This window comes from Kitasatospora sp. NPDC056138 (assembly GCF_042264695.1).
Classification (GTDB): Bacteria; Actinomycetota; Actinomycetes; order Streptomycetales; family Streptomycetaceae; genus Kitasatospora.
In genome coordinates this window covers 1-18,143 of record NZ_JBHJVK010000109.1, presented here as the reverse complement: position 1 = coordinate 18,143, position 18,143 = coordinate 1, and the positions used below count along the sequence as shown (strand labels likewise).

Annotated in this window: 20 protein-coding genes and 1 pseudogene; 8 read left to right on the top strand and 13 right to left on the bottom strand. The window is 70.2% G+C overall.

Annotated features, from left to right (window positions below; all coding sequences use genetic code 11):
- Window positions 1–29: 29 nt before the first annotated feature.
- Both ACFC1R_RS36670 and ACFC1R_RS36665 read right to left on the bottom strand, forming a co-directional pair.
- Complete coding sequence (locus tag ACFC1R_RS36670; protein ID WP_375946057.1) at window positions 30–911, bottom strand: hypothetical protein; 882 nt, start codon at window positions 909–911, stop codon at window positions 30–32.
- Window positions 912–1,105: 194 nt separating this feature from the next.
- Window positions 1,106–1,810: a TetR/AcrR family transcriptional regulator C-terminal domain-containing protein gene (locus ACFC1R_RS36665; RefSeq protein WP_375946056.1), complete on the bottom strand. Its 705-nt coding sequence runs from the start codon at window positions 1,808–1,810 to the stop codon at window positions 1,106–1,108.
- A gap of 124 nt (window positions 1,811–1,934) precedes the next feature.
- On the opposite strand from ACFC1R_RS36665, the gene ACFC1R_RS36660 reads away from it, so the two are divergent.
- From ACFC1R_RS36660 to ACFC1R_RS36645, 4 genes are all read left to right on the top strand, one after another.
- Window positions 1,935–3,176, top strand: a complete 1,242-nt coding sequence (locus ACFC1R_RS36660; protein ID WP_375946055.1) for an FAD-dependent monooxygenase — start codon at window positions 1,935–1,937, stop codon at window positions 3,174–3,176.
- Between the two features lie 243 nt (window positions 3,177–3,419).
- Window positions 3,420–4,445 carry a hypothetical protein gene (locus tag ACFC1R_RS36655; protein ID WP_375946054.1) on the top strand — a complete coding sequence of 342 codons (1,026 nt, stop codon included), beginning with the start codon at window positions 3,420–3,422 and terminating at the stop codon, window positions 4,443–4,445.
- Window positions 4,442–4,915 carry a hypothetical protein gene (locus ACFC1R_RS36650; protein ID WP_375946053.1) on the top strand — a complete coding sequence of 158 codons (474 nt, stop codon included), beginning with the start codon at window positions 4,442–4,444 and terminating at the stop codon, window positions 4,913–4,915. The genes ACFC1R_RS36655 and ACFC1R_RS36650 overlap by 4 nt, the downstream gene beginning before the upstream one ends.
- Window positions 4,916–5,033: 118 nt before the next feature.
- On the top strand, window positions 5,034–5,363 hold the full coding sequence (locus tag ACFC1R_RS36645) for a ribosomal protein L7/L12 (protein ID WP_375946052.1): 330 nt from the start codon (window positions 5,034–5,036) through the stop codon (window positions 5,361–5,363).
- Window positions 5,364–5,605: 242 nt separating this feature from the next.
- Here the strand turns inward: ACFC1R_RS36645 and ACFC1R_RS36640 are convergent, their stop codons facing one another.
- The 4 genes from ACFC1R_RS36640 to ACFC1R_RS36625 are packed head-to-tail and all read right to left on the bottom strand — an operon-like array spanning window position 5,606 to window position 8,219.
- Entirely contained in the window at window positions 5,606–5,758 is a 153-nt protein-coding gene (locus tag ACFC1R_RS36640) for a hypothetical protein (RefSeq protein WP_375946051.1), read from the bottom strand.
- A 33-nt stretch (window positions 5,759–5,791) separates the two neighbouring features.
- Window positions 5,792–6,715: an ABC transporter ATP-binding protein gene (locus ACFC1R_RS36635; RefSeq protein ID WP_375946050.1), complete on the bottom strand. Its 924-nt coding sequence runs from the start codon at window positions 6,713–6,715 to the stop codon at window positions 5,792–5,794.
- Window positions 6,712–7,524 carry a hypothetical protein gene (locus ACFC1R_RS36630; protein ID WP_375946049.1) on the bottom strand — a complete coding sequence of 271 codons (813 nt, stop codon included), beginning with the start codon at window positions 7,522–7,524 and terminating at the stop codon, window positions 6,712–6,714. Before ACFC1R_RS36630 ends, ACFC1R_RS36635 begins: the two co-directional genes overlap by 4 nt.
- Window positions 7,521–8,219 (bottom strand): hypothetical protein, encoded by a 699-nt coding sequence (locus ACFC1R_RS36625; RefSeq protein WP_375946048.1) that lies wholly within the window; start codon window positions 8,217–8,219, stop codon window positions 7,521–7,523. The genes ACFC1R_RS36630 and ACFC1R_RS36625 overlap by 4 nt, the downstream gene beginning before the upstream one ends.
- Window positions 8,220–8,409: 190 nt before the next feature.
- On the opposite strand from ACFC1R_RS36625, the gene ACFC1R_RS36620 reads away from it, so the two are divergent.
- From ACFC1R_RS36620 to ACFC1R_RS36610, 3 genes are all read left to right on the top strand, one after another.
- A complete protein-coding gene (locus ACFC1R_RS36620; protein ID WP_375946059.1) occupies window positions 8,410–9,546 on the top strand; it encodes a sensor histidine kinase in 1,137 nt (378 codons plus the stop codon).
- Window positions 9,543–10,223 (top strand): response regulator, encoded by a 681-nt coding sequence (locus tag ACFC1R_RS36615; protein ID WP_375946047.1) that lies wholly within the window; start codon window positions 9,543–9,545, stop codon window positions 10,221–10,223. Before ACFC1R_RS36620 ends, ACFC1R_RS36615 begins: the two co-directional genes overlap by 4 nt.
- 230 nt (window positions 10,224–10,453) lie before the next feature.
- A complete protein-coding gene (locus ACFC1R_RS36610) occupies window positions 10,454–11,545 on the top strand; it encodes a Ku protein (protein WP_375946046.1) in 1,092 nt (363 codons plus the stop codon).
- Between the two features lie 321 nt (window positions 11,546–11,866).
- Here the strand turns inward: ACFC1R_RS36610 and ACFC1R_RS36605 are convergent, their stop codons facing one another.
- The 5 genes from ACFC1R_RS36605 to ACFC1R_RS36585 all read right to left on the bottom strand — a co-directional run bounded on the left by ACFC1R_RS36605 (window position 11,867) and on the right by ACFC1R_RS36585 (window position 15,596).
- Entirely contained in the window at window positions 11,867–12,109 is a 243-nt protein-coding gene (locus ACFC1R_RS36605) for a hypothetical protein (protein ID WP_375946045.1), read from the bottom strand.
- Between the two features lie 48 nt (window positions 12,110–12,157).
- On the bottom strand, window positions 12,158–12,298 hold the full coding sequence (locus tag ACFC1R_RS36600; protein WP_375946044.1) for a hypothetical protein: 141 nt from the start codon (window positions 12,296–12,298) through the stop codon (window positions 12,158–12,160).
- Between the two features lie 311 nt (window positions 12,299–12,609).
- Window positions 12,610–13,503, bottom strand: coding sequence for a hypothetical protein (locus ACFC1R_RS36595; RefSeq protein WP_375946043.1), 894 nt, complete (start codon window positions 13,501–13,503; stop codon window positions 12,610–12,612).
- Window positions 13,504–13,658: 155 nt separating this feature from the next.
- Entirely contained in the window at window positions 13,659–13,862 is a 204-nt protein-coding gene (locus tag ACFC1R_RS36590; protein WP_375946042.1) for a hypothetical protein, read from the bottom strand.
- A gap of 294 nt (window positions 13,863–14,156) precedes the next feature.
- Window positions 14,157–15,596, bottom strand: coding sequence for an IS1380 family transposase (locus ACFC1R_RS36585; protein WP_375946058.1), 1,440 nt, complete (start codon window positions 15,594–15,596; stop codon window positions 14,157–14,159).
- Window positions 15,597–16,060: 464 nt separating this feature from the next.
- Here ACFC1R_RS36585 and ACFC1R_RS36580 point away from each other — a divergent pair, with 464 nt between their 5' ends.
- Window positions 16,061–17,170 carry a mechanosensitive ion channel family protein gene (locus tag ACFC1R_RS36580; RefSeq protein ID WP_375946041.1) on the top strand — a complete coding sequence of 370 codons (1,110 nt, stop codon included), beginning with the start codon at window positions 16,061–16,063 and terminating at the stop codon, window positions 17,168–17,170.
- Window positions 17,171–17,241: 71 nt separating this feature from the next.
- Here the strand turns inward: ACFC1R_RS36580 and ACFC1R_RS36575 are convergent.
- Together ACFC1R_RS36575 and ACFC1R_RS36570 are read right to left on the bottom strand one after the other, a co-directional pair.
- Window positions 17,242–17,586 (bottom strand): annotated as a pseudogene (locus ACFC1R_RS36575) (transposase); the annotation flags it as partial.
- Window positions 17,587–17,788: 202 nt separating this feature from the next.
- The coding region (locus tag ACFC1R_RS36570) for a transposase (protein ID WP_375946040.1) at window positions 17,789–18,143 on the bottom strand (355 nt) is incomplete at its 5' end.

The window sequence follows — 18,143 nt, the reverse complement described above, 5'->3', positions numbered from 1 at the left end:
GCGGGCCCCCCGGGGGCCCGCGCGGTCGGTCAGAACTGGCTGCGGCGCGCGCTGGGACGGACGGGCGAGGCCTGCTCGGGGCCGCGCAGCGCGAAGGCTGCGGCGCGGGTGCGCTCCAGCCAGCTCACGACCTGGCGCAGCGTTGCGGGGTCGAGGTGGCGGGTGAGGTCGCGGACGGCCTGGTGGTCGTCGTCGGTGAGCGCGTGGAGGCCGGCGCGGTCGAGGGCGGTGTAGAGAGGCTGGGCGGCAGTGCCGGCGAGGCGGCGGTGGGCGGCGGCGGCGGTGGTCTGTCGGGCCTGGTGGGCGGCCTCGCGGGCGCATTCGGCGACGTCGTGGCGGTGGCGCTCACGGCGCAGCGCGTGCTGGAGAGCGGTGTCGTGGTCGGGGTCGTAGCGCTCGGAGCGAGTCTCGGCGGTGTGGTCGCGCACGCGCTGCCACTCGGCGCAGACGGTGGCCGCGGTGGCGTGGGCGGCCTCGTCTCCGGCGTCGGCGTGCCGGTCGGCGGCGCGCTCGTCGTCCCGGGCCCGGTGCAGGGCCTGCTGGACGGTCTCCAGGGTCATCCCCGCCGCCCGGCGGCAAACCCGGCTGCGGATGCCGCCGAGCAACCCGTCCTCCTGGTCGTCGTCCTCCGGGGCGTGCTCGGGGCGGCCCGGGTGCTGGGCGAGGGCGGCGTGCAGCGTCGCGCCGGCCTCCCACGCCTCGGGGTGGACGACGGGCTCCGGCAGGCCACCGCCCGGGCGGGCGCCGAGGACGATCCGGCCCTCGACCAGGGCCACCCAGCCGTCCAGGCCGTCGACGTCCTTCTCGGTCCAGCCGCGGGCCAGATCGGCGCCCTGGTGGAGGGTGCGGATGCCGTCGTGGCCGGTCCAGCGCAGCCACATCGCGCCGCGCACCAGCGGGGAGTCGTGCATCGGGCGGCCTAGGTAGTGTCGTCAAAGTGATCTTCAATGCCGCTGCGTTTGGCCATGAGGGCGCAGGTCAAGGGCGCGAAGGAGGCATTTTCGTCACACCTGGTAGATCAACTTGCGAACAAGCAAAGTGATCCGGGCGAGCCGGCCTCTACAGCGCGGCCGAGGGCGCCCGGTCGCAGCTGATCTTCCCCGAGTTACCCGGTGCGGCGTGTGATCAGGGCCTCCAGGCCGTCGAGGATGCGCTCCAGGCCGAAGTCCAGCGCCTGGTCCCGGCCGTCCTGCGAGACCATGGCTGCGGCGAGCGCGGGAAAGCGGTCGGCGTGCCGGTGTACCAGGGCGCCGAGGACGGCCAGAAGTTCCGCCTCAGGTGAGCCGCCCGGCCGGGCCGCACGGGCCTGCTCAGCGATACCCCGGACGTGCCCGGCCAGCAGCACCGCAGCGTCCATCCGCTCGGGGCCGGTCAGCCCATGGCCGTCCAGGGCTGCGACCACCCGCTCCAGCCAGCCGAGTTCCTTGGGGCCAATCACCCGCGGTCCGACGGTAGCGTCGAGCAGCCACGGATGCTCGGTGAACGACCACGTCAACGTCCTTGCCCAAGCCGTTAGTTGCTCGCGCCACCCGAGCTCGTCCACGGCCTGCGGCGGTTCGCTGACCGCGGCCTCCACCATGAGCGCGACCAGCTCCGCCTTGCCGGGCACATAGCGGTAGAGCGACATCTTGGTGAAATCGAGCAGCCCGGCCACCTTCTGCATCGAGACGGCGCCGAGGCCCTCGGCGTCCGCGATCTCGACGCCCGCGGCGGCGATTCGCGCCAGGCTCAGCGCGGGCTTCGGCCCCCGGGACGGCTTTGCGGGCGGTCCCCAGAGCAGCCGCACCGCCTCGTTCACTTCTTCGCCCACTTCCCGCTCCGTCCCGCGTTTCCGGCTGCCCCTTGCGAGGCTACCTAACTGCGTCTACCGTACACAGCAACAAACAGTGTCTACCAGACACAGTTATTCGACAGCCTCGGATGGAGTGGTTCACGTGAGCACCAAGGTCCTGATCTCGGGCGCGAGCATCGCCGGCCCCGCACTGGCCTACTGGCTGGGGCGGTACGGCTTCGAGACCACCGTCGTCGAGCTGGCCCCCGCCCTGCGCGGCGGCGGCCAGGCGGTCGACTTCCGCGGCGAGACCCATCTGACCGTGCTGGAGCGGATGGGCGTGCTCGACGAACTGCGCGCGCTCGGCACCGGCGGCAGCCCGATCACCTTCGTCGACCGGCGCGGCCGTCAACTCCTCCACCTGCCTGCCGACTTCGCGGGCGGGGACGTCGAGGTCCCGCGCGGGGAGCTCGCCCAGGCGCTGTACCAGCGCAGCCTCCCGCGCACCGAGTACCTCTTCGGCGACTCGATCACCGCCCTGGAGGAGACGCCCACCGGCGTCCAGGTGGCCTTCCAGCACGGCGCGCCACGCGAGTTCGACCTGATGATCGGCGCCGACGGGCTGCACTCCAACGTCCGTCGGCTCGCCTTTGGCCCGGAGGAGCGCTACGTCCGCCACCTCGGCTACTATGCGGCCACCTGGCAGCTGCCCAACTACCTGGGCCTGCCCCCCGGTTCGGTCGGTCTCAACGTCCCCGGCCGGCTTGCCGCGGTCGGCGCCGACCACCGCGACCCGACTCGGGCGGGTGCCTTCTTCGTCTTTGCCTCGACCGAACTCCGTTACGACCGCCACGACGTGGCGCAGCAGAAGACGCTGATCCGGGACGCCTTCGCAGGCCTCGGCTGGGAGGTGCCCCGGCTGTTGGAGAGCCTGGGGCAGGCCCCAGAGCTTTACTTCGACTCGATCAGTCGGGCCGACGTCCCCGCCTGGTCCACCGGCCGGATCGCCCTGCTCGGCGACGCGGCCTGCGGGGCCACCATCGGCGGGATGGGCACCGGCACCGCCGTGGTGGCGGCCTACGTCCTGGCGGGCGAGCTGGCCCGGGCCTGCGGCGACCACCGCACCGCCTTGGCCCGCTACGAGCACGCCCTGCGCGACTACGCCCAGGGCTGCCAGAAGGGCGGCGACCGCACCGGCCCGTTCCTGGCGCCCGGCACTGCGACCGGGCTGCGGGTGCGCAACGGGCTGCTGAACCGGCGCTGGATCCTCGACAAAATGCTGGAGATGGGCAAGCAGATCAGCAGCGTCGACCTGCCCGACTACGCGGCCGAGCTGTCCAACGCCGCTGCGTTCAGCGTCGTGGGCGGACGGGTCGGCCCTCGGGCAGCACGCCGGTCACGGTGACCACCTGGTCGCGGGCGGCTCGCGGGGCGTCGGTGAAGCTGTGCGCCATCGATCCTTGGCCGCACAGGGTGCTCTCGGTACTCGCTGACAAAGCCACCCGTTGGCCCCAACGTGGGCGGGAAGGACGGAATAGTGCACGGTCGGAATAACCCCCTCCCGCCAGTAGTGCGCGCCCTGACCCGCCAGTGCGCCACCACTACGACAACCGCCACCGGCCGCACGCGTCACAAGATCGTGGGCAGGGTGTTCAAGCACCGCAAGCTCACCGGCGACGAGGCTGAGTGGGTCGTCCTGCCCGTTGTCCACGAGGCCGTCGAGGTACTCAAGCGGATCAACAATGACCCCGACCTGCTGTTCGGCTACTGGGGCGCCCCCAGGAACAGCGCCCTCATGCTCAGCGGCCTATACAAAGGCCTGCGCAAGTTCCGCGACCATCTCAACGACCTCTTCGGCACTCCCGAGGATCCCTTCATCCCCCTCACCGCCACCGCCGTGGCCCGCCCCGGGCCCTCCAGCGAAGCCGCGCACGATGAAGCAGCAGAAGACGACGCCCCGCAAGAGGAGGCGATGGAGCGGATCACGGCCTGGGCGTTCGAGACTCGGCAGTTCCGCCGCACCCTGGCCTGGTACATCGCCCACCGACCCTTCGGCGTCGTCGCCGGCAGCCTGCAGTACAAGCACGCCCGGCTCACCGTCTTCGAGGGCTATGCCGACACCTCCGCCTCCGGCTTCGCCGCCGAAGTCCAGGCAGAGGAGGCCATCGCCCGCCTGGACCTGCTCGAAGACCTCTACCGAGACTGGCTGCACGGTGCCCGCACCGGTGGGGCCGCAGCACCCCGGATCGACGCTGAGTTCGAGCGCATCCGCCATGAGCTGGGCGACCTGCCCGGCTTGGTCGCTGACCCCGTACGGCTACGCGTGATGCTGGAGCACCTGGCGAAAATCCTCCACCCCGGCATGCTGAGCGACTGCTTCTTCCAGCCCACCACCGCCCTGTGCCTCACTCACCGGACAGACCGGCCCGCCGTGGCCGCCGCGCCGGCGCCGGCCACCAACATGTGTCTGCGCTGCCCCAACGCCCGCCGCACCGCACGCCACCAGCCCCGCCTCGAACTCGCCTTGGCCCAGGCCCGCACCCTCCTGCCCGATCCGCGCGCACGCAGCGGCGCCCAGCAGATTCCGCCGCTCCAGAAGGCCGCGCTCGACACCTATACCGGCCTGCTGGAGCGCGCCCTCGCCGAGATCACCGACCCGAAGGAGTACCCGTGACCCTGGCCAGCACCGACGACAAGCTCTCCCAGGCCCTGACCCGGCTGCTGGCCGGCCAGCCGAGGTGCACCAACGGCGAGCTCACCGTCACCAACCTTTGCCTGGAAGCCGGCGTCGGCCGCGACTCCTACTACCGCTCGACAATCAAGGACCGCTTCGCCGAATGCCGGGCCAACGCACACGCCCAGCAGCCCGAGGCGGCCCGCCTGCGCGACGAGCTCCGCGAGCTCACCGCCGCCCGGAAAGCCGACCGCCGCGAGCACGCCCGTGCCCAGGCCGCCCTGGAGGAGCTGGTGCGCACCTACGCCAACCAGATCCAGGTCCTCACCCTGCTGGGCGACGAGCTCGCCCGGGAAAACGAGCGCCTACGCCACCTCCTCGTCGAGACGCCGGGCTCGGTCACCGCTCTCCGGCCGGCCGGCAGCCCGGCGCTTTGCCCCGGCCGACCACCGCTCCAGGAGCCCTCATAGCGGTGCATGTTGGGTTCTCTGAACTATTCAGGTTGAAGGTCTGACGGGGGTGCGGGCAGCATGATCCGGAGCTCGTCGGGAGCGGTCCGGAGTCGGGTTTCATCCGTTTGGGGGATCAGTGGAGGAGCCACCGTTCGGCGTGCTATTGACAGCGAGTGGGGACCGAAGGATCGAGCTCGTCCAGGCAGTTCGATCTGTGACAGGGCTGAGCGCTTGGCGGAGCAAGCAACTGCTTGAGGCTGCTCCGACCATCCTCGTCGCTGAGACATGGTTCGAGAGGGCAGAGCAGGCGGCGAGGTGCCTCAATGAACTCGGCGCCCAAGCCGATTTGGACTGCAGATGGTGCAAACGGGTGATGTCGCCCGAGGACCTTCCGGTGGATCCGGGTCCGTGCTCCTCGCCCTATATGGCACCGACAGGCTGCCCGGCGAGCCGGGCCAGGTCTTGATCAGGGAGCTTCTCTGAACTACGTAGTCATGCGGATCATCGTTGCCTGATCCAGGGCATCTCCGTTGACCCCGTAGGCTGGTGCCAGTGCATGTGCACAACCAGGTAGTCCTGACCTGCAGTGTTTCCGGAGGGTGCCGGATTGGACACGTACGATGAACGACTGGGCAGGGACGTAGACGCCTGGGTCGAAGATCAGCTGGCCGCCTCGTCCGAGTGACACTCTTGTGCTCAGGCGGGTGTTCAACGACGGTTGCGGATCAGGCGGACGACGTAGATGGGACCGCCGATGGCGGCGCCGACGATGAGGGCCCAGAACGCGAAGTAGGCGGGGCCGGGGTGGAATCCGGTGGTGTCGGCGGCGGCCAGGACGGCGGCGAGTGGCTGGTGGGGCATCTGCTGGTCCTCGGGTGTTGACGGGTGCTGGGGTCAGATGGCGCGCAGGTTGGAGCTGGGGTGCTGGGCCCGCTTCGGAGCGGTGTCGTGCATCAGAGCGATGTAGCCGTCCTCGACGGTGGCGCTGACGCGATCCGCGTCCGGGGCAGGGGTGCCGGAACTGATGACCCGGTAGGTGGTGCCGGTCACGCTGGGGGTGACGTTGACGGTGGGCAGGCCGGGCGGCGGGGCGGTGGCCGACTGGGTGACGTGCCATACCATGCCCTCGGCACGGGCGGCAAGGTCGCCGATGGCGCCCTGGAACGCGACGCTGCCGCGCTCGATCACCACGACGTTCGGACAGGTCTGCACGATGTCATCGACGATGTGGGTGGAGAGCAGTACCGTCCGATCGCCTGCCAGGGTGGCGAGCAGGCTGCGGAACCGCAGCCGCTCCTCGGGGTCCAGCCCCACGGTGGGCTCATCGACGATCAGCAGCCGGGGGTCGTTCAGGATGGCCTGGGCGATGCCCACGCGGCGCTTCATGCCGCCCGAGTAGCCCTTCACCTTCCGGGTGGCGACATCGCTGAGCGAGACCAGTTCGAGGACCTCCTTGACGCGGGCGCGGCGGGCGCGCCGGTCGGTGATGCCCTTGAGCAGCGCCATGTAGTCGAGGAACTGGCTGGCCGTCAAGTCCGGGTACAGGCCGAGCTCCTGGGGGAGGTAGCCAGTGGTGGCCTTGACCTCCCGGCGCTGGCTGCGTGACACCAGGTCGGTGCCGTCCACCGCGACGGTGCCCGAGGTCGGCGCCAGCACACCGGTCAGGACCCGCATGAAGGTGGTCTTGCCGGCTCCGTTGGGACCGAGCAGGCCGACCATGCCCGTAGGCAGGCGCAGGTTGATGCCGTCGAGGGCGCGGACCTCGCCGCGCCGGAAGGTGACGGTCAGATCGGTGATGGCCACGTTGGGCGCGGTCATGACGGGCTCCTCCTGGTGAGCACGAGCTGGGTAATGACGAGAGCGGCGAGCCCCACGAGCAGCGGGAAGGCGATGCTGAGGACGGCCTCGCCGCCGGTCGGGTGCACTCCCCGGTGCGCGGCGTCGAGCATGATGCCGTGGAACCAGGCACCGGACGGGTACTCGCCGATGGCTTCGAAGGGCGTGCCGGCGAGGGTGGGGATTCCCGTGCGCGGGGGAACCATGTTTCCCCAGATCCAGTAGCCGAACAGACCGATCCGGTACAGCGCGGGCCCGGTCAGGTACGGGATGGTGACCGAGCAGGCCACGACGAAGATCAGCCCGGGCAGGATGATGGCGGCGAACGCTGCGAGGCCGACCGGGATCACCCCGGCCCCGTGCTGGGCGGTCAGGTAGCCGAGCAGGCCCGCCCAGGCGACGGCGACCGGTGTGATGGTCGCCGCGCCGGCGCCGATGGCCTTGCCCCACAGGCGCGGGCTGATGCCGGTGGGCGTCGAGGTCAGCAGGTCGTCCAGCCCCAGCCGGGCCTCCCGCCGGACGCGGTCCGCCAGGACGGCGCCGACGCCGATCGGGCACAGCATTATGAAGTTGAACGCCCAGTCCGCGACCAGCGTGGCGTGGTCCGTGGTGCTGGTGAAGCCGGGCGGGAAGGGCGATGCGCAGCGCAGCCCGATCAGCGCGAGCACGACCACCCAGACCGCCGGGCGGCGCACCTGCATCAGGTACTCGTAGCGGGAGGCCGCGACGGTCTTCGCCCACCAGCCGCGAGCTGCCGTCGGCGGGGCGGTTCGCTGAAGGACGGTGGTCATGCGGCATCGCTCCCCACGAATCGTCCGGGACGCCCCAGCAGCAGGCCGGCCGCGACGATGGCGGCGACGCCGACGGCGGGCAGGGCGATTCGGTTGACGGTCCATTCGTGCGCCGGGACCTTGGCGTCGACGCCCATGAACATGTACTGCGCCCGCAGAACTGTGTTGTCCAGGATGGCGGGCCGCATCAGGTACTGGGCCAGCCAGATGCCCCCGATCAGGCCGCTTGCGGCGGCCGGGCTGCGCAAGCCGATCGCGATGAGCATCGCCAGTGCGACCAGCCAGACCATCGGCGGGGCCCACACCAGGACGTAACCGCCGGTGCCCTGCCCCACGGGCCAGGCGTGCAAGGCGCGGAACACGACGGCGTCCACCAGCGTGACCAGCGCCGCCGGAAGCACCACCAGGCCGACACGCAGGAGCAGCACCCGGCGGTAGACCGTGCTGGTCATGACCAGCTCGGCGCCGGTATCACGCCCCACGATCGAGGAGGCCGCGACGGCGGTGCCGAGCGGGGCGAAGCCCGCCAGGACCGCGCCGGCGGCGAGGTCGAGGTGCTCCGCGTCGGCCCCGGTGGCATGCATGACGATCACCAGGATCGCGCCACCCAGCGTTGCCACCAGCGCCGTCACCGGCGGGGCGATGCCGATGACCCGCAGCTCCAGACGGAGGCGGGCCCAGATGGACCGGTTCACGTCCACCTGCCGGCTCGTGCGGGCCCCGCGTCGCTGCGGGGTGTGTCGAGGTCTCGTTGCATGCCGTCAAGCCTGCTCACACCGACCGCGGCCCGTACCGGCCAAAAGTACTGATCGGGCGGATCGGAGCGGTCCTTTTGGCCAGTACACCGGCCGCGACCGGTTCCGTAGTCTGAGCGCCGTGAGTGTAATGGAACGGCTCGCCGCACTGGCCGCCAGACGAACCAACGTCCTGCTCGGGCTTGCCTTCGCGGCGGTGCTGGCAGCGACGGCCTACTGGCATGCCATCCACGCGGGCCGCCCGGGCTGGTTGCTCGACTGCGGCGCCGGTGTGGCGGTGTGCGTCGCGGCGCTGCTGCGGGAGCGCAACCGGATGGTCGCCGCAGCCGCCGGCCTCTCCGTCACGGCCGTCACCGTGCTCGCCTCCGCCCTGGGGTACCTGACCGGCCAGCCCGGCCTCGCCGCGTCCCTGGCGCTGACCGTGCTGGCCGGTTCCGCGGTCCGAGGTCTGCCGTCCCGGCAAGCCGCTGTGGTCGCCGCGGCCGGGCTTGCGGTCACCGCTCTCGGCTGGCTGGTGACCACCTCTCAAGCCGCCAGCACGATCCACATGGGCGTCCAGGGCTGGGTGGCCGGCCTCGGCACCGGGCTCGTGCTGCGCCTCCTGGAGCATCGCCGCCAGGCCACCATCGAGGCGGTTCGACGAGACGAACGCCTGGCCCTGGCCCGGGAGTTGCACGATGTGGTGGCCCACCACGTCTCCGGCATCGTGATGCACACCCACGCCGCCCAGATCATGCTCCGCAAGCAGCCCGACCACCTCGGCAGCGCCCTGGCGGACATCGAACGCTCGGGTACCGACGCCATGGACGCGATGCGACGGGTGGTCGCCCTGCTCCGCGACGCGGAGGACGGCGCCGCCGTCACCGCGGGACCGGAGCAACTCATCGACCTGGTGCGCCGCTTCGAAGAGCACGGACCGGCCGTCGACCTCCGGCTGCCCGCCGGGACGCCGAGCTGGCCGTCCGTGGTCACCGCCACCGTGTACCGGGTCGTCCAGGAATCCTTGACCAACATCGTCCGCCACGCCCGCGGCGCTCGCGCTGTCACTGTCACCATCGACCAGGACCGTACGGACATCACAGTCGAGGTCGGTGACGATGCTCCGTCGCACCCCCCGAGCCGCCCCTCCCCGCGCGGCGGCTACGGCCTGGTCGGCATGCGCGAGCGCGTTGAGGCACTGGGCGGTACGCTCAACGCCGGTCCGCAGCCGGGTACCGGCTGGTCGGTACGGGCCACCCTGCCCCTGCAAGCCGGAGACCGCCGATGAGCATCAGCGTGCTGGTCGCCGACGACCAGGCCATGATCCGCACCAGCCTGCGCCTCATCCTGGAGGACGAGCCCGACATCACCGTCGTCGCGGAAGCACGCGACGGTGCCGAGGCCGTCGCCCTAGCCCGCCAGCTGCGGCCCGACGTCTGCCTCATCGACATCCGCATGCCCCGCCTCGACGGCATCGATGTCACCCGCGCTCTCGCCGGCCCGGGCATCGTCGACCCGCTGCGGGTCGTCATCGTCACCACCTTCGGACTCGACGAGTACGTCCACGGCGCCCTCCAAGCCGGAGCCCTTGGATTCGTCCTCAAAGACGGCGACCCCACCCTGTTCACCGCCGCCGTGCGGGCCGCCAGCATCGGGGACGCCCTGATCTCCCCGTCGATCACCCGGCGCCTGCTCCGCAACCTCGCCCCCGTCAAAACCCCTCCCGCCCTCCAGCCCAACACCCCGCTCACCGACCGGGAAACCGACGTCATCCGCGCTGTCGCTCGGGGCAACACCAACCAGGAGATCGCCGCCGCCCTCTTCATTTCCGTCAGCACCGTGAAGGGCCACCTCACCGCGATCCAGAACAAGCTCGGAGCCCGCAACCGCAGCGAGATCACCGCCTGGGCCTGGGAATCCCACCTCATGCCGGGCAGCGCAGACCAACGGAACAGCGGCCGATAGCACCAGCGGCGGTGGGTCTAGTCAGGAGGGGGACTGGGGGGATCCCCGACCGCCACGCGATGGCGCATGAGAGCAACGGACGCAAGTGCGCGAGTTCCACATTTACAAGCACTCGGCGCCGTTCGGCGACAACCACACCGCCAGCTCGACGTGCTCACCGCAGCCGGCTGTCACCGGCTCTTGCGACACGACAGCCGCTGCGACACCTTGACAGCCGACATAACGGTCTGATGACCGTGCCGGTAGCGCTGTACGCGGCGACAGAGTCGCACACCGTGGGCTTCCAGCAGATCCAGCGCGGCACCGCGGACCGGGTGCGCAACAAGCGGGTGAACGAACGCACCGGAGAAGAGGTCCCGTACAGCGAGATCGTCAAAGGCTTCGAGCTGACCGAGGGCGAGTACGTCATCGTGGAGCCGCAGGAGCTGGAGCGGCTCTCCCCCGGCCGGTCCACGACCATCGAGATCACCGGCTTCGTCGACCTCGACCAGGTCGACTCGATCTTCCTCGACACCACCTACTACCTCGGCCCCCGCGGCAAGGAGTACACGAAGATCTACGCGCTGCTGCAGAAGGCCCTCGAGCACTCCGGCAGGGCCGGGCTGGCCCTGTTCTCGATGCGCGGCAAGGAGTACCTGACCGCAGTACGGGCCGAGGGCGGCCTGCTGGTCGCCCATACGATGCACTTCGCCGACGAGGTCCGCGACCCCCGCCGGGAGGTCGACGACCTGCCCGCCGCCGACACCACGGTCGGTGAGAAGGAACTGAGCGTGGCCGAGCAGCTGATCGAGATGCTCGCCGTCGACTGGAATCCCGACGACTACCGCGACACCTTCGCCGACCAGGTCCGCGAACTCATCGAGGCCAAGGCTTCCGGCCAGGAGATCGCCGTCTCCCAGGGCCCCGCGGAGAAGCCCACCAACGTGGTCGACCTCATGGAGATCCTCAACCGCAGCCTCGAGACCGCCCACGCCCGCAGCGCCGATCAACCAGGCGGCCCAACCCGAGCTGAAGCCGCGTCGCCATCACGCAGCCGTACCCGCAAGACCGCGCCCAGCCCCAGCCGGGCTCAGCCGAAGGCGGTCGGCGGGAAGAAGAGCACCTCCACCGCGAAAGCCCGGCTGGCGGCCGGCGCGGCGGGCAAGAAGCGCACCACCGCGTCGAAGAAGGCCATCGCGGAAGACCTGGGCGCGCTCACGAAGGCCGAGCTGTACAAGAAAGCCACCGCGTTCGACATCCCGCACCGCTCGACCATGACCCGGGATCAGCTCCAGGACGCCGTCAAGAAGGCCCGGCGTCGCCACCTGCGCACCGCGTCCTGACAACCCGCCGGGTGACGCCGACCGGGTGCCCTGTGGTCCCGCAGTTGAAAAGCCCATGGGATCCGCCTGGCACCTTGATCGGTCCACACTACCCGGCTCAATCAGCGCCTTGCCAAGATCGCCGTGCAGTACACCAGCGCCGACGAGTGGTACACACTCACCGGAAGCCCCAGTCCCGTACCCGACGGCGGCCTCCAGGCCCTGCTTGTCAAGGTCCTCACCCGCATCGAAGCTGGCCGCGAAGCCGAGTCACCCACTGAGGCCTGTGCGCGCAGGACCCTCTGTGCGCACAGCTTCGCTCGCCATTCTGCTGGCTCCGGACTACGTGACGTCGCCGCCCAGCCGTATGATCGCCGACAGAGCCTCAGCCGATCCAACCTGACGCGGCAGCCCGTTCAGGATGACAGCCGAGAGCGACACAGGATCGGACCACTCCAAGATCAGCAGGTCACGATCACGAGCATAGAAGTTACGGCCCCACACCGTGCCGAGCTCGGCGATCTCCGGAAACGCGGAAAGGCTCGGAGCGATCACACGCGACCACCCGGCCCGCTCGATCTCCAAGTCCCAGAACCCTGGTCCAGCCAGCATCACGACTCCCTCGACCGGTGGCTACGCGTGGCTTTCTTCCGAGCGGTCTTCTTCGCAGGCCCCCGCCGCCGGTGCCTTCGACTGCTCCCCCTCGGTCCGCTCCACCGCGGCCTTCAGGATAGCCATCAGGTCCGTCGCCCCCGTCGCCGACAGCAGCTCCACGGCGTACGCGTCGTTCCTGCGACGGGTCGAAGTCGCCGGAGATCGTGTCCACCGGCTGCCGGGCCAGCGCAACCTCCTCGCGGTATGTGATCATCCTCTTGGCGATGGCGGTCAGCGTGGACCACCTCCAACTGCGCTTCCCCCTGCCCACCATGCCCGTGATCGCCGGTGGGCCCGGCCTTACCGGCGAAGAGCTTCGCACTCCCGGCAACGCCGGTCCGACGGCCACCGCGTGCCGCCCACGTGCGCAGCGAGACTTCTTCCTAGCCGATGCACTCGCTTGTCCTTCCGATTGTGGCTGTGACGCAGGGTCAGCTCACCGACCTGTCGTCCGCGTGGGGGGAATAGGGCGGAATAGTCCAGCGAAGGACCGACTCGCCAGCGAGGGATTCGAGCGTGGCCGGGTAGACCTGCCCGTAGGCGCGTTCACCGCGGTGGCGCATGGAGTGGTCGCCCGGGTCCCAGCCGATGCCGAGCACCGGGCAGCCGCCAACCTCCGCGAGGCCAGCCAGCAGGGGGTGACTCCAGCTGGCCCGGTTCAACCGGTGGAAGTCGGTGTGGGCGTCGACCGCAATCATCAGCCCCTTCCCTGGACCTTCGAGCAGCCACGTCCCCAGCCTTTCCGCGATCGCCTCTGCCTCGGCGAGCGGCAGGTCGAGCCACCCGCGCGGGCCGGATCCACCAGGGTGCTGAGAGACACGCTCACCGCCGAACTCGGCGTGAACGTCCTCCGCGTATCTTCCCCAGTAGGTGACGTCGGCCAGGCCGTCGACGGACTCGCCGTCCAGGCCGGCGAAGCCGTCCAGGACCCCTGCGTCGCCCGGCACCATGCCGCACCGGTCCACCGGCAGGTCGCCCAACACCAGCGGCCCGACGCCGCGGTCCTCGGGCCACGGCAGACCGAGGTCCACCTCGAGGATCGAGATCGACGGCTCACCATCGAACGGCGAAGGAGACGTGAGCGCCCGCACCGGGAGCGGCCGGTTCGCGACAGCACCCACGGCGATCGCCTCGCCGCTCCACGGGCGAGGCTCCCCACCCGCGGGCTCGTACAGGTGGCCGCCACCCGACGCCGCTGCTTCGAGGGCACGCTCGGACAGCGCTCGGCCGGCCTTGGGCCAGAAGTCGATCCAGGCCGCCATGCCCAGCACGAGGACACCTGAGGGGGCCGTGACGGCCCCGAGGTTGACATAGCTCTCGGTCACGCGCCGATTGAAGCCGCCCGAGCCCCCGTGATCAAACCGTCCGGATGGCTGCCGCGCACGTGCGGTGCTTCTAACGCTTCCTGGTCAGGCCACAACCGGGCATTCCTCAGCGAATCGCCCGCCGCGACTTCACCCCCGGCAAGTACCGCCAGCCGTCAGGAGTAGAAGTCCTGGCCGTAGACCTCGCGTGGCAGTGTGAAGTCGTCCGGACGGTCCCGCCGGAGCTCCTCGTAGCGCTGATTGAAGACGTCCAGTGCCTGGGGAGTCGTGCAGTTCCGTGCCTCTCGGATCGCCTTGAGCGCAAAGAAGATCCGTTGCTCCAGGATGTCGCGGTCGACGCTTGCAGACAGCTGTCTCATGAGCCCGGCGGCGTAGCGCATGGCGTTGAGGGCCTGTCGTTTCCCCATCAACCGCGGTCAGCATCGAACTCGCTGGCTCTCTTGCCAAGCCGGCCTGCCACTGTCACCGGACGCCGAGGTTGCCGTCCGACTAGCCTCGATCTTTCGTGACGGTCCGTCAGTTTGCTGGCGGGCCGTTCCGGCTGTTTGGGCTGGCGGTAGGCATGTCTGTGGCCCGGCTGTCGCGCCGGATGGGCGCCGGGTTCCACGGCTCCGGCAAGGGAGCGTCTCGTCGGGAGGGGATGTCGTTGCTGGTCAGCCGGGGAGGGGCAGTGCTTGCAGGCGTTCGAACGCGGTGGTGATCACCTGGGTCCAGGGCCAGTGCCGGGCAAGGCGGAGCCAGCGGTGCCCGCCGGTGGTGACGAGCCGGCCGGCGGTGGAGAAGAGGCGAAGTCGCAGGCGCTTGGGCTCCCAGCGCCGTGCGGGCCCGTTCAGGGCGAGCATCGGCATCCAGGCCAGCAGGTCGAGGGCGAGCTGGACGACCTCCAGCCAGATCTGGTTCTGGGCCGCGTCGTGCAGGGGCAGGTTGCGAAGGCCGGTGTCGCGGGCCGCGCGGATGCGGTCCTCGGCCCTGGCCCGCTGGCGGTGCCGCAGTTCCAGGGCCGCGATCGCTGTGCCGGTGGTGCTTGTGGCGAAGCAGGTGATCCTCATGCCGTCGGCGTCGGTGATACGCAACTGGGCTCCGGGGTGGGGGCGTTCCTTGCGGGCGATCAGCCGCATGCCCTTCGGCCAGCCCTTGAGGACGTCGCCGGCGAGCTCCGCGACCCAGGCGCCGTCGCGCACGGATCCGTCCGGCTCGATCGCGGGTGTCCAGGCCGAGGCGGGCATCAGGAGGACGGCCTGGTGGATCGCCTCGGTGATGACCATTCCGACCGAGTAGGACAGCCAGCGGCCGCGCTTGGTGAGCCAGTTGAGGAACTCGTGGGTGCCGCCGCCTGAGTCGGTGCGGACCAGCGTCCCGCGTCCGCGCCGGTGCTGCTTCGGCAGCTGGGCCAGTGCCAGGCGGGCGGTGGCGATGTGGTCGGCGGCGGTGTTGCTGCCCGCGTTGCCCGGCCGCAGCATGGCCGCGACCGGCTCGCCCGAGCCCTGTCGGCCGTGGTCGACGAACGCGACCAGCGGGTGGTGGCCGAAGGTCTTCTTCCAGGTCGCGGTCGCGTCCTGCTTCTCGGAGTGGGCCAGGACCAGCACGCCGTCGATGTCCACGACCACCTCCCCTCCCGTGTTCGGCGCCGTGTCGCCGGCCAGTGTCCAGACCCGCTCGCGGACTTCGGCCCGTGCCCGCCGCACGGCCGCCAGTGCCCGGGGGCCGGCTGCAGCGAGCGCGTCGACCAGCCGCGAGTCGGTCGGGTCCGAGGCGACCGGACCGAACAGGGCGGGCTCGGCCCGCAGCACCGCCACGTCGGCCAGGCAGTCCCCGCCGAGCGCGACCGCCAGGGCGAGGTCGAGCAGGACCTTGCCCGGGTCGTGCACCGCCCGAGGCTTGCGCCACGGCTCCAGCGCTGCCGATAACGCGGTATCCAGGCCGATCCGACGGACGGTCTCCACCAGCAGCACCCCACCTGCCTGCGACACCACACCCCCGCCGTATCCCCGGACGCGGACACGCGGATAGGACCGACTACGCTTCTTCGCCTGGAGAGTGCTTCTTTCACTGCGGCGACAGGACCCTAGACAAGCCCTATCGTCCCAGGTCAGAAGCACTCTCTTGCGTTCTGGCGAGCAGTCAGATCATCACCTCGCGAAAGCCCGAGGCTAGGGTCTGTCGCTTGGATCACGTCGGATCAGTGAGCGGAATTGACGGGCCCCTTCTGCCCATGGGCGGGCAGGAGGGAGCGTGCCTCGGCGGTGCGGGGGCCCTCCCGCCGAAGGCTGGGCGCGTCGACCGCCCGAAACTGGCGACCCCGCTGTCGCACGGACGGAGTAGTTCCCTCCGTACTCCCGCCATCCTCCCGCCGGCCGGCCGAGCGGCCGGAACGCCGGGGTCCGGCTGTGGCGGCAGCCGGGCCATGGGGCAGGATGACAGTCCGTTCGGAATGCGCATATCCGATCCAACGCGGCTGCGCACAAATCGACCTGACAGGCGACAAGGTGACGACACAGCACGTACGGCGGCCAGCGGCGGACCGTTCCCTCGCCCTCCACGCTGCGGGGGCGGGACGGTGACCCGGGACCTGGTCCTGCACGACTGGGTGGTGGCCGGCATCGCGCTGGCCTCCGGCAGTGTGGCCGGTCTGGTGCTGCGGGCTCTGATGAAGTGGCTGGGCAAGCACGCGAGCAGGACCAAGTGGAGCGGGGACGACATCATCGTCGACGCGCTGCGCACCATCGTCCCCTGGGCGGCCGTGATCGCCGGGGGCGCGGTGGCCGCTTCGGCCCTGCCGCTCACCGCGCGGATCGGGGGGCTGGTCGACCAGTCGCTGACGGCCGTGCTCATCGTCATCGCGACGATCAGCGCGGCCCGGGTGGTGGCCGGGCTGGTGCAGTCGATGGCCGCGTCCCGGACGGGCGTCGCGGCGTCCGCAACCATCTTCGTCAACATCACCCGCATCGTGGTGCTGTCAATGGGCGTCCTCGTGGCCCTAGAGACCCTCGGGGTGTCCGTCGCCCCGCTGGTCACCGCCCTCGGCGTGGGCGGTCTCGCGGTCGCGCTGGCGTTGCAGGACACCCTCGCCAACCTCTTCGCGGGTGTGCACATCCTCGCCTCGAAGACGGTCCAGCCGGGTGACTACATCCGGCTCACCAGCGGGGAGGAGGGGTACGTCGTCGACATCAACTGGCGCAACAGCGTGGTGCGCAACCTGTCGAACAACCTGGTGATCATCCCCAACGGTCGCCTGGCGCGGACGAACATGACGAACTACTCCCAGCCCGAGCAGAAGCTGTCGATCCTGGTCCAGGTCGGGGTCGGCTACGACAGCGACCTGGAGCACGTGGAGAGGGTCACCCTCGACGTCGTCGACAGCGTGATGGCCGACATCAGCGGTGGCGTGCCCGACCACGAGGCCGCCGTCCGTTTCCACACCTTCGCGGACTCCAGGATCAACTTCACGGTGATCCTGGGCGTCGGCGAGTTCAGCGACCAGTACCGGATCAAGCACGAGTTCATCAAACGCCTGCACCAGCGGTACCGGACAGAGGGCATCTCGATCCCCGCGCCCACGCGCACGGTCTCGCTGCAGCAGGACGGGGCGGGCACACCGTCGTCCCTCCCGACGGTTCCGCACCAGTGGGAAGCGTCGTCCGAGGTGCTGGCGGACCGGCGGCGGTAGCCGGCGATTGACCGCCCGCGCCCCCAACGCTCAAAGATCGATTACGGGACAGCCCTTAGCTTGTTCTTTATCTACCAAGATCGTCCGGGCTTGCCGATGGCCTTGAGGTTCTCGGGGCGTTTGACGGTCTTGCCGACGTCGTAGCGGGGTGCGCGGTGTTTGTTCCTGGCACCGGGTGGCCGTCCGGGGCCTGTGCTTCTGGGTTCGGGAACACGGGTCGGGCAGGTGAGGTGGGGGCGGATGTTCCTGAATCCCCGGCGGACCCGGGCCGGGGTGAGGCGGTCGGCGGTGGTGGGTTTCTCCCAGGGGCGGCGGAGGTCCGCGGCGAGCGGTCGGGCGAGCCTGAGCTGGGTGCGGGCGACGATGAGGATCCAGGTCCAGCGGTCCGCGGCCTCGGGGGTGCGGAGTTTCGGGGTGAGGTGTCGGGAAGGATGTCGAGGAGACCCCAGATCTGTTCGCCGGTACTGACGGTCAGCAGCTGCTGGCACCTCCACTGCAGCGGCACCTCGGGACGGTGCGTAAGCCGCTGCACGAGCGTAGGGAACAGGTAGTGCGTCACCTCTGCGGCGAGGTGCTCTCGGAGCCAGTCGACCGGGAGACGCTGGCTAAGAAGTCATCTCATTTGGAGATTCGGCGGTAGCAGATGAGTGCTGCGGCGATGCTGGCGAATGCCGCGAAGTGGTCGGCCTTGACCTCGTAGCGGCGATGGAGTCGGCGGAAGCCGTTCAGCCAGGCGACGGTCCTCTCGATCACCCAGCGGTGCCTGCCGAGGCGGTTGGAGGATTCGATGCCGCGCCGGGCGATGCGTGCTGTGATCTGCCGTCGGCGCAGGTAGGAGCGAATGAAGCGGTGGTCGTAGGCTTTGTCGCCGTGCAGCGTGCCGGGCCGGCGGCGCCTGGGACCGCGGCGCGAGCGGATCGGCGGGATGGCCTCGGCCAGCGGGATCAGGGCCTGACTGTCATGGACGTTGGCA

Coding starts and splice junctions, on each gene's coding strand:
- ACFC1R_RS36670 (WP_375946057.1), bottom strand. CDS start 911: ATGCACGACTCCCCGCTGGTGCGCGGCGCGATGTGGCTGCGCTGGACC.
- ACFC1R_RS36640 (WP_375946051.1), bottom strand. CDS start 5,758: ATGCCCCACCAGCCACTCGCCGCCGTCCTGGCCGCCGCCGACACCACC.
- ACFC1R_RS36635 (WP_375946050.1), bottom strand. CDS start 6,715: ATGACCGCGCCCAACGTGGCCATCACCGATCTGACCGTCACCTTCCGG.
- ACFC1R_RS36630 (WP_375946049.1), bottom strand. CDS start 7,524: ATGACCACCGTCCTTCAGCGAACCGCCCCGCCGACGGCAGCTCGCGGC.
- ACFC1R_RS36620 (WP_375946059.1), top strand. CDS start 8,410: ATGGAACGGCTCGCCGCACTGGCCGCCAGACGAACCAACGTCCTGCTC.
- ACFC1R_RS36615 (WP_375946047.1), top strand. CDS start 9,543: ATGAGCATCAGCGTGCTGGTCGCCGACGACCAGGCCATGATCCGCACC.
- ACFC1R_RS36610 (WP_375946046.1), top strand. CDS start 10,454: ATGACCGTGCCGGTAGCGCTGTACGCGGCGACAGAGTCGCACACCGTG.
- ACFC1R_RS36590 (WP_375946042.1), bottom strand. CDS start 13,862: ATGAGACAGCTGTCTGCAAGCGTCGACCGCGACATCCTGGAGCAACGG.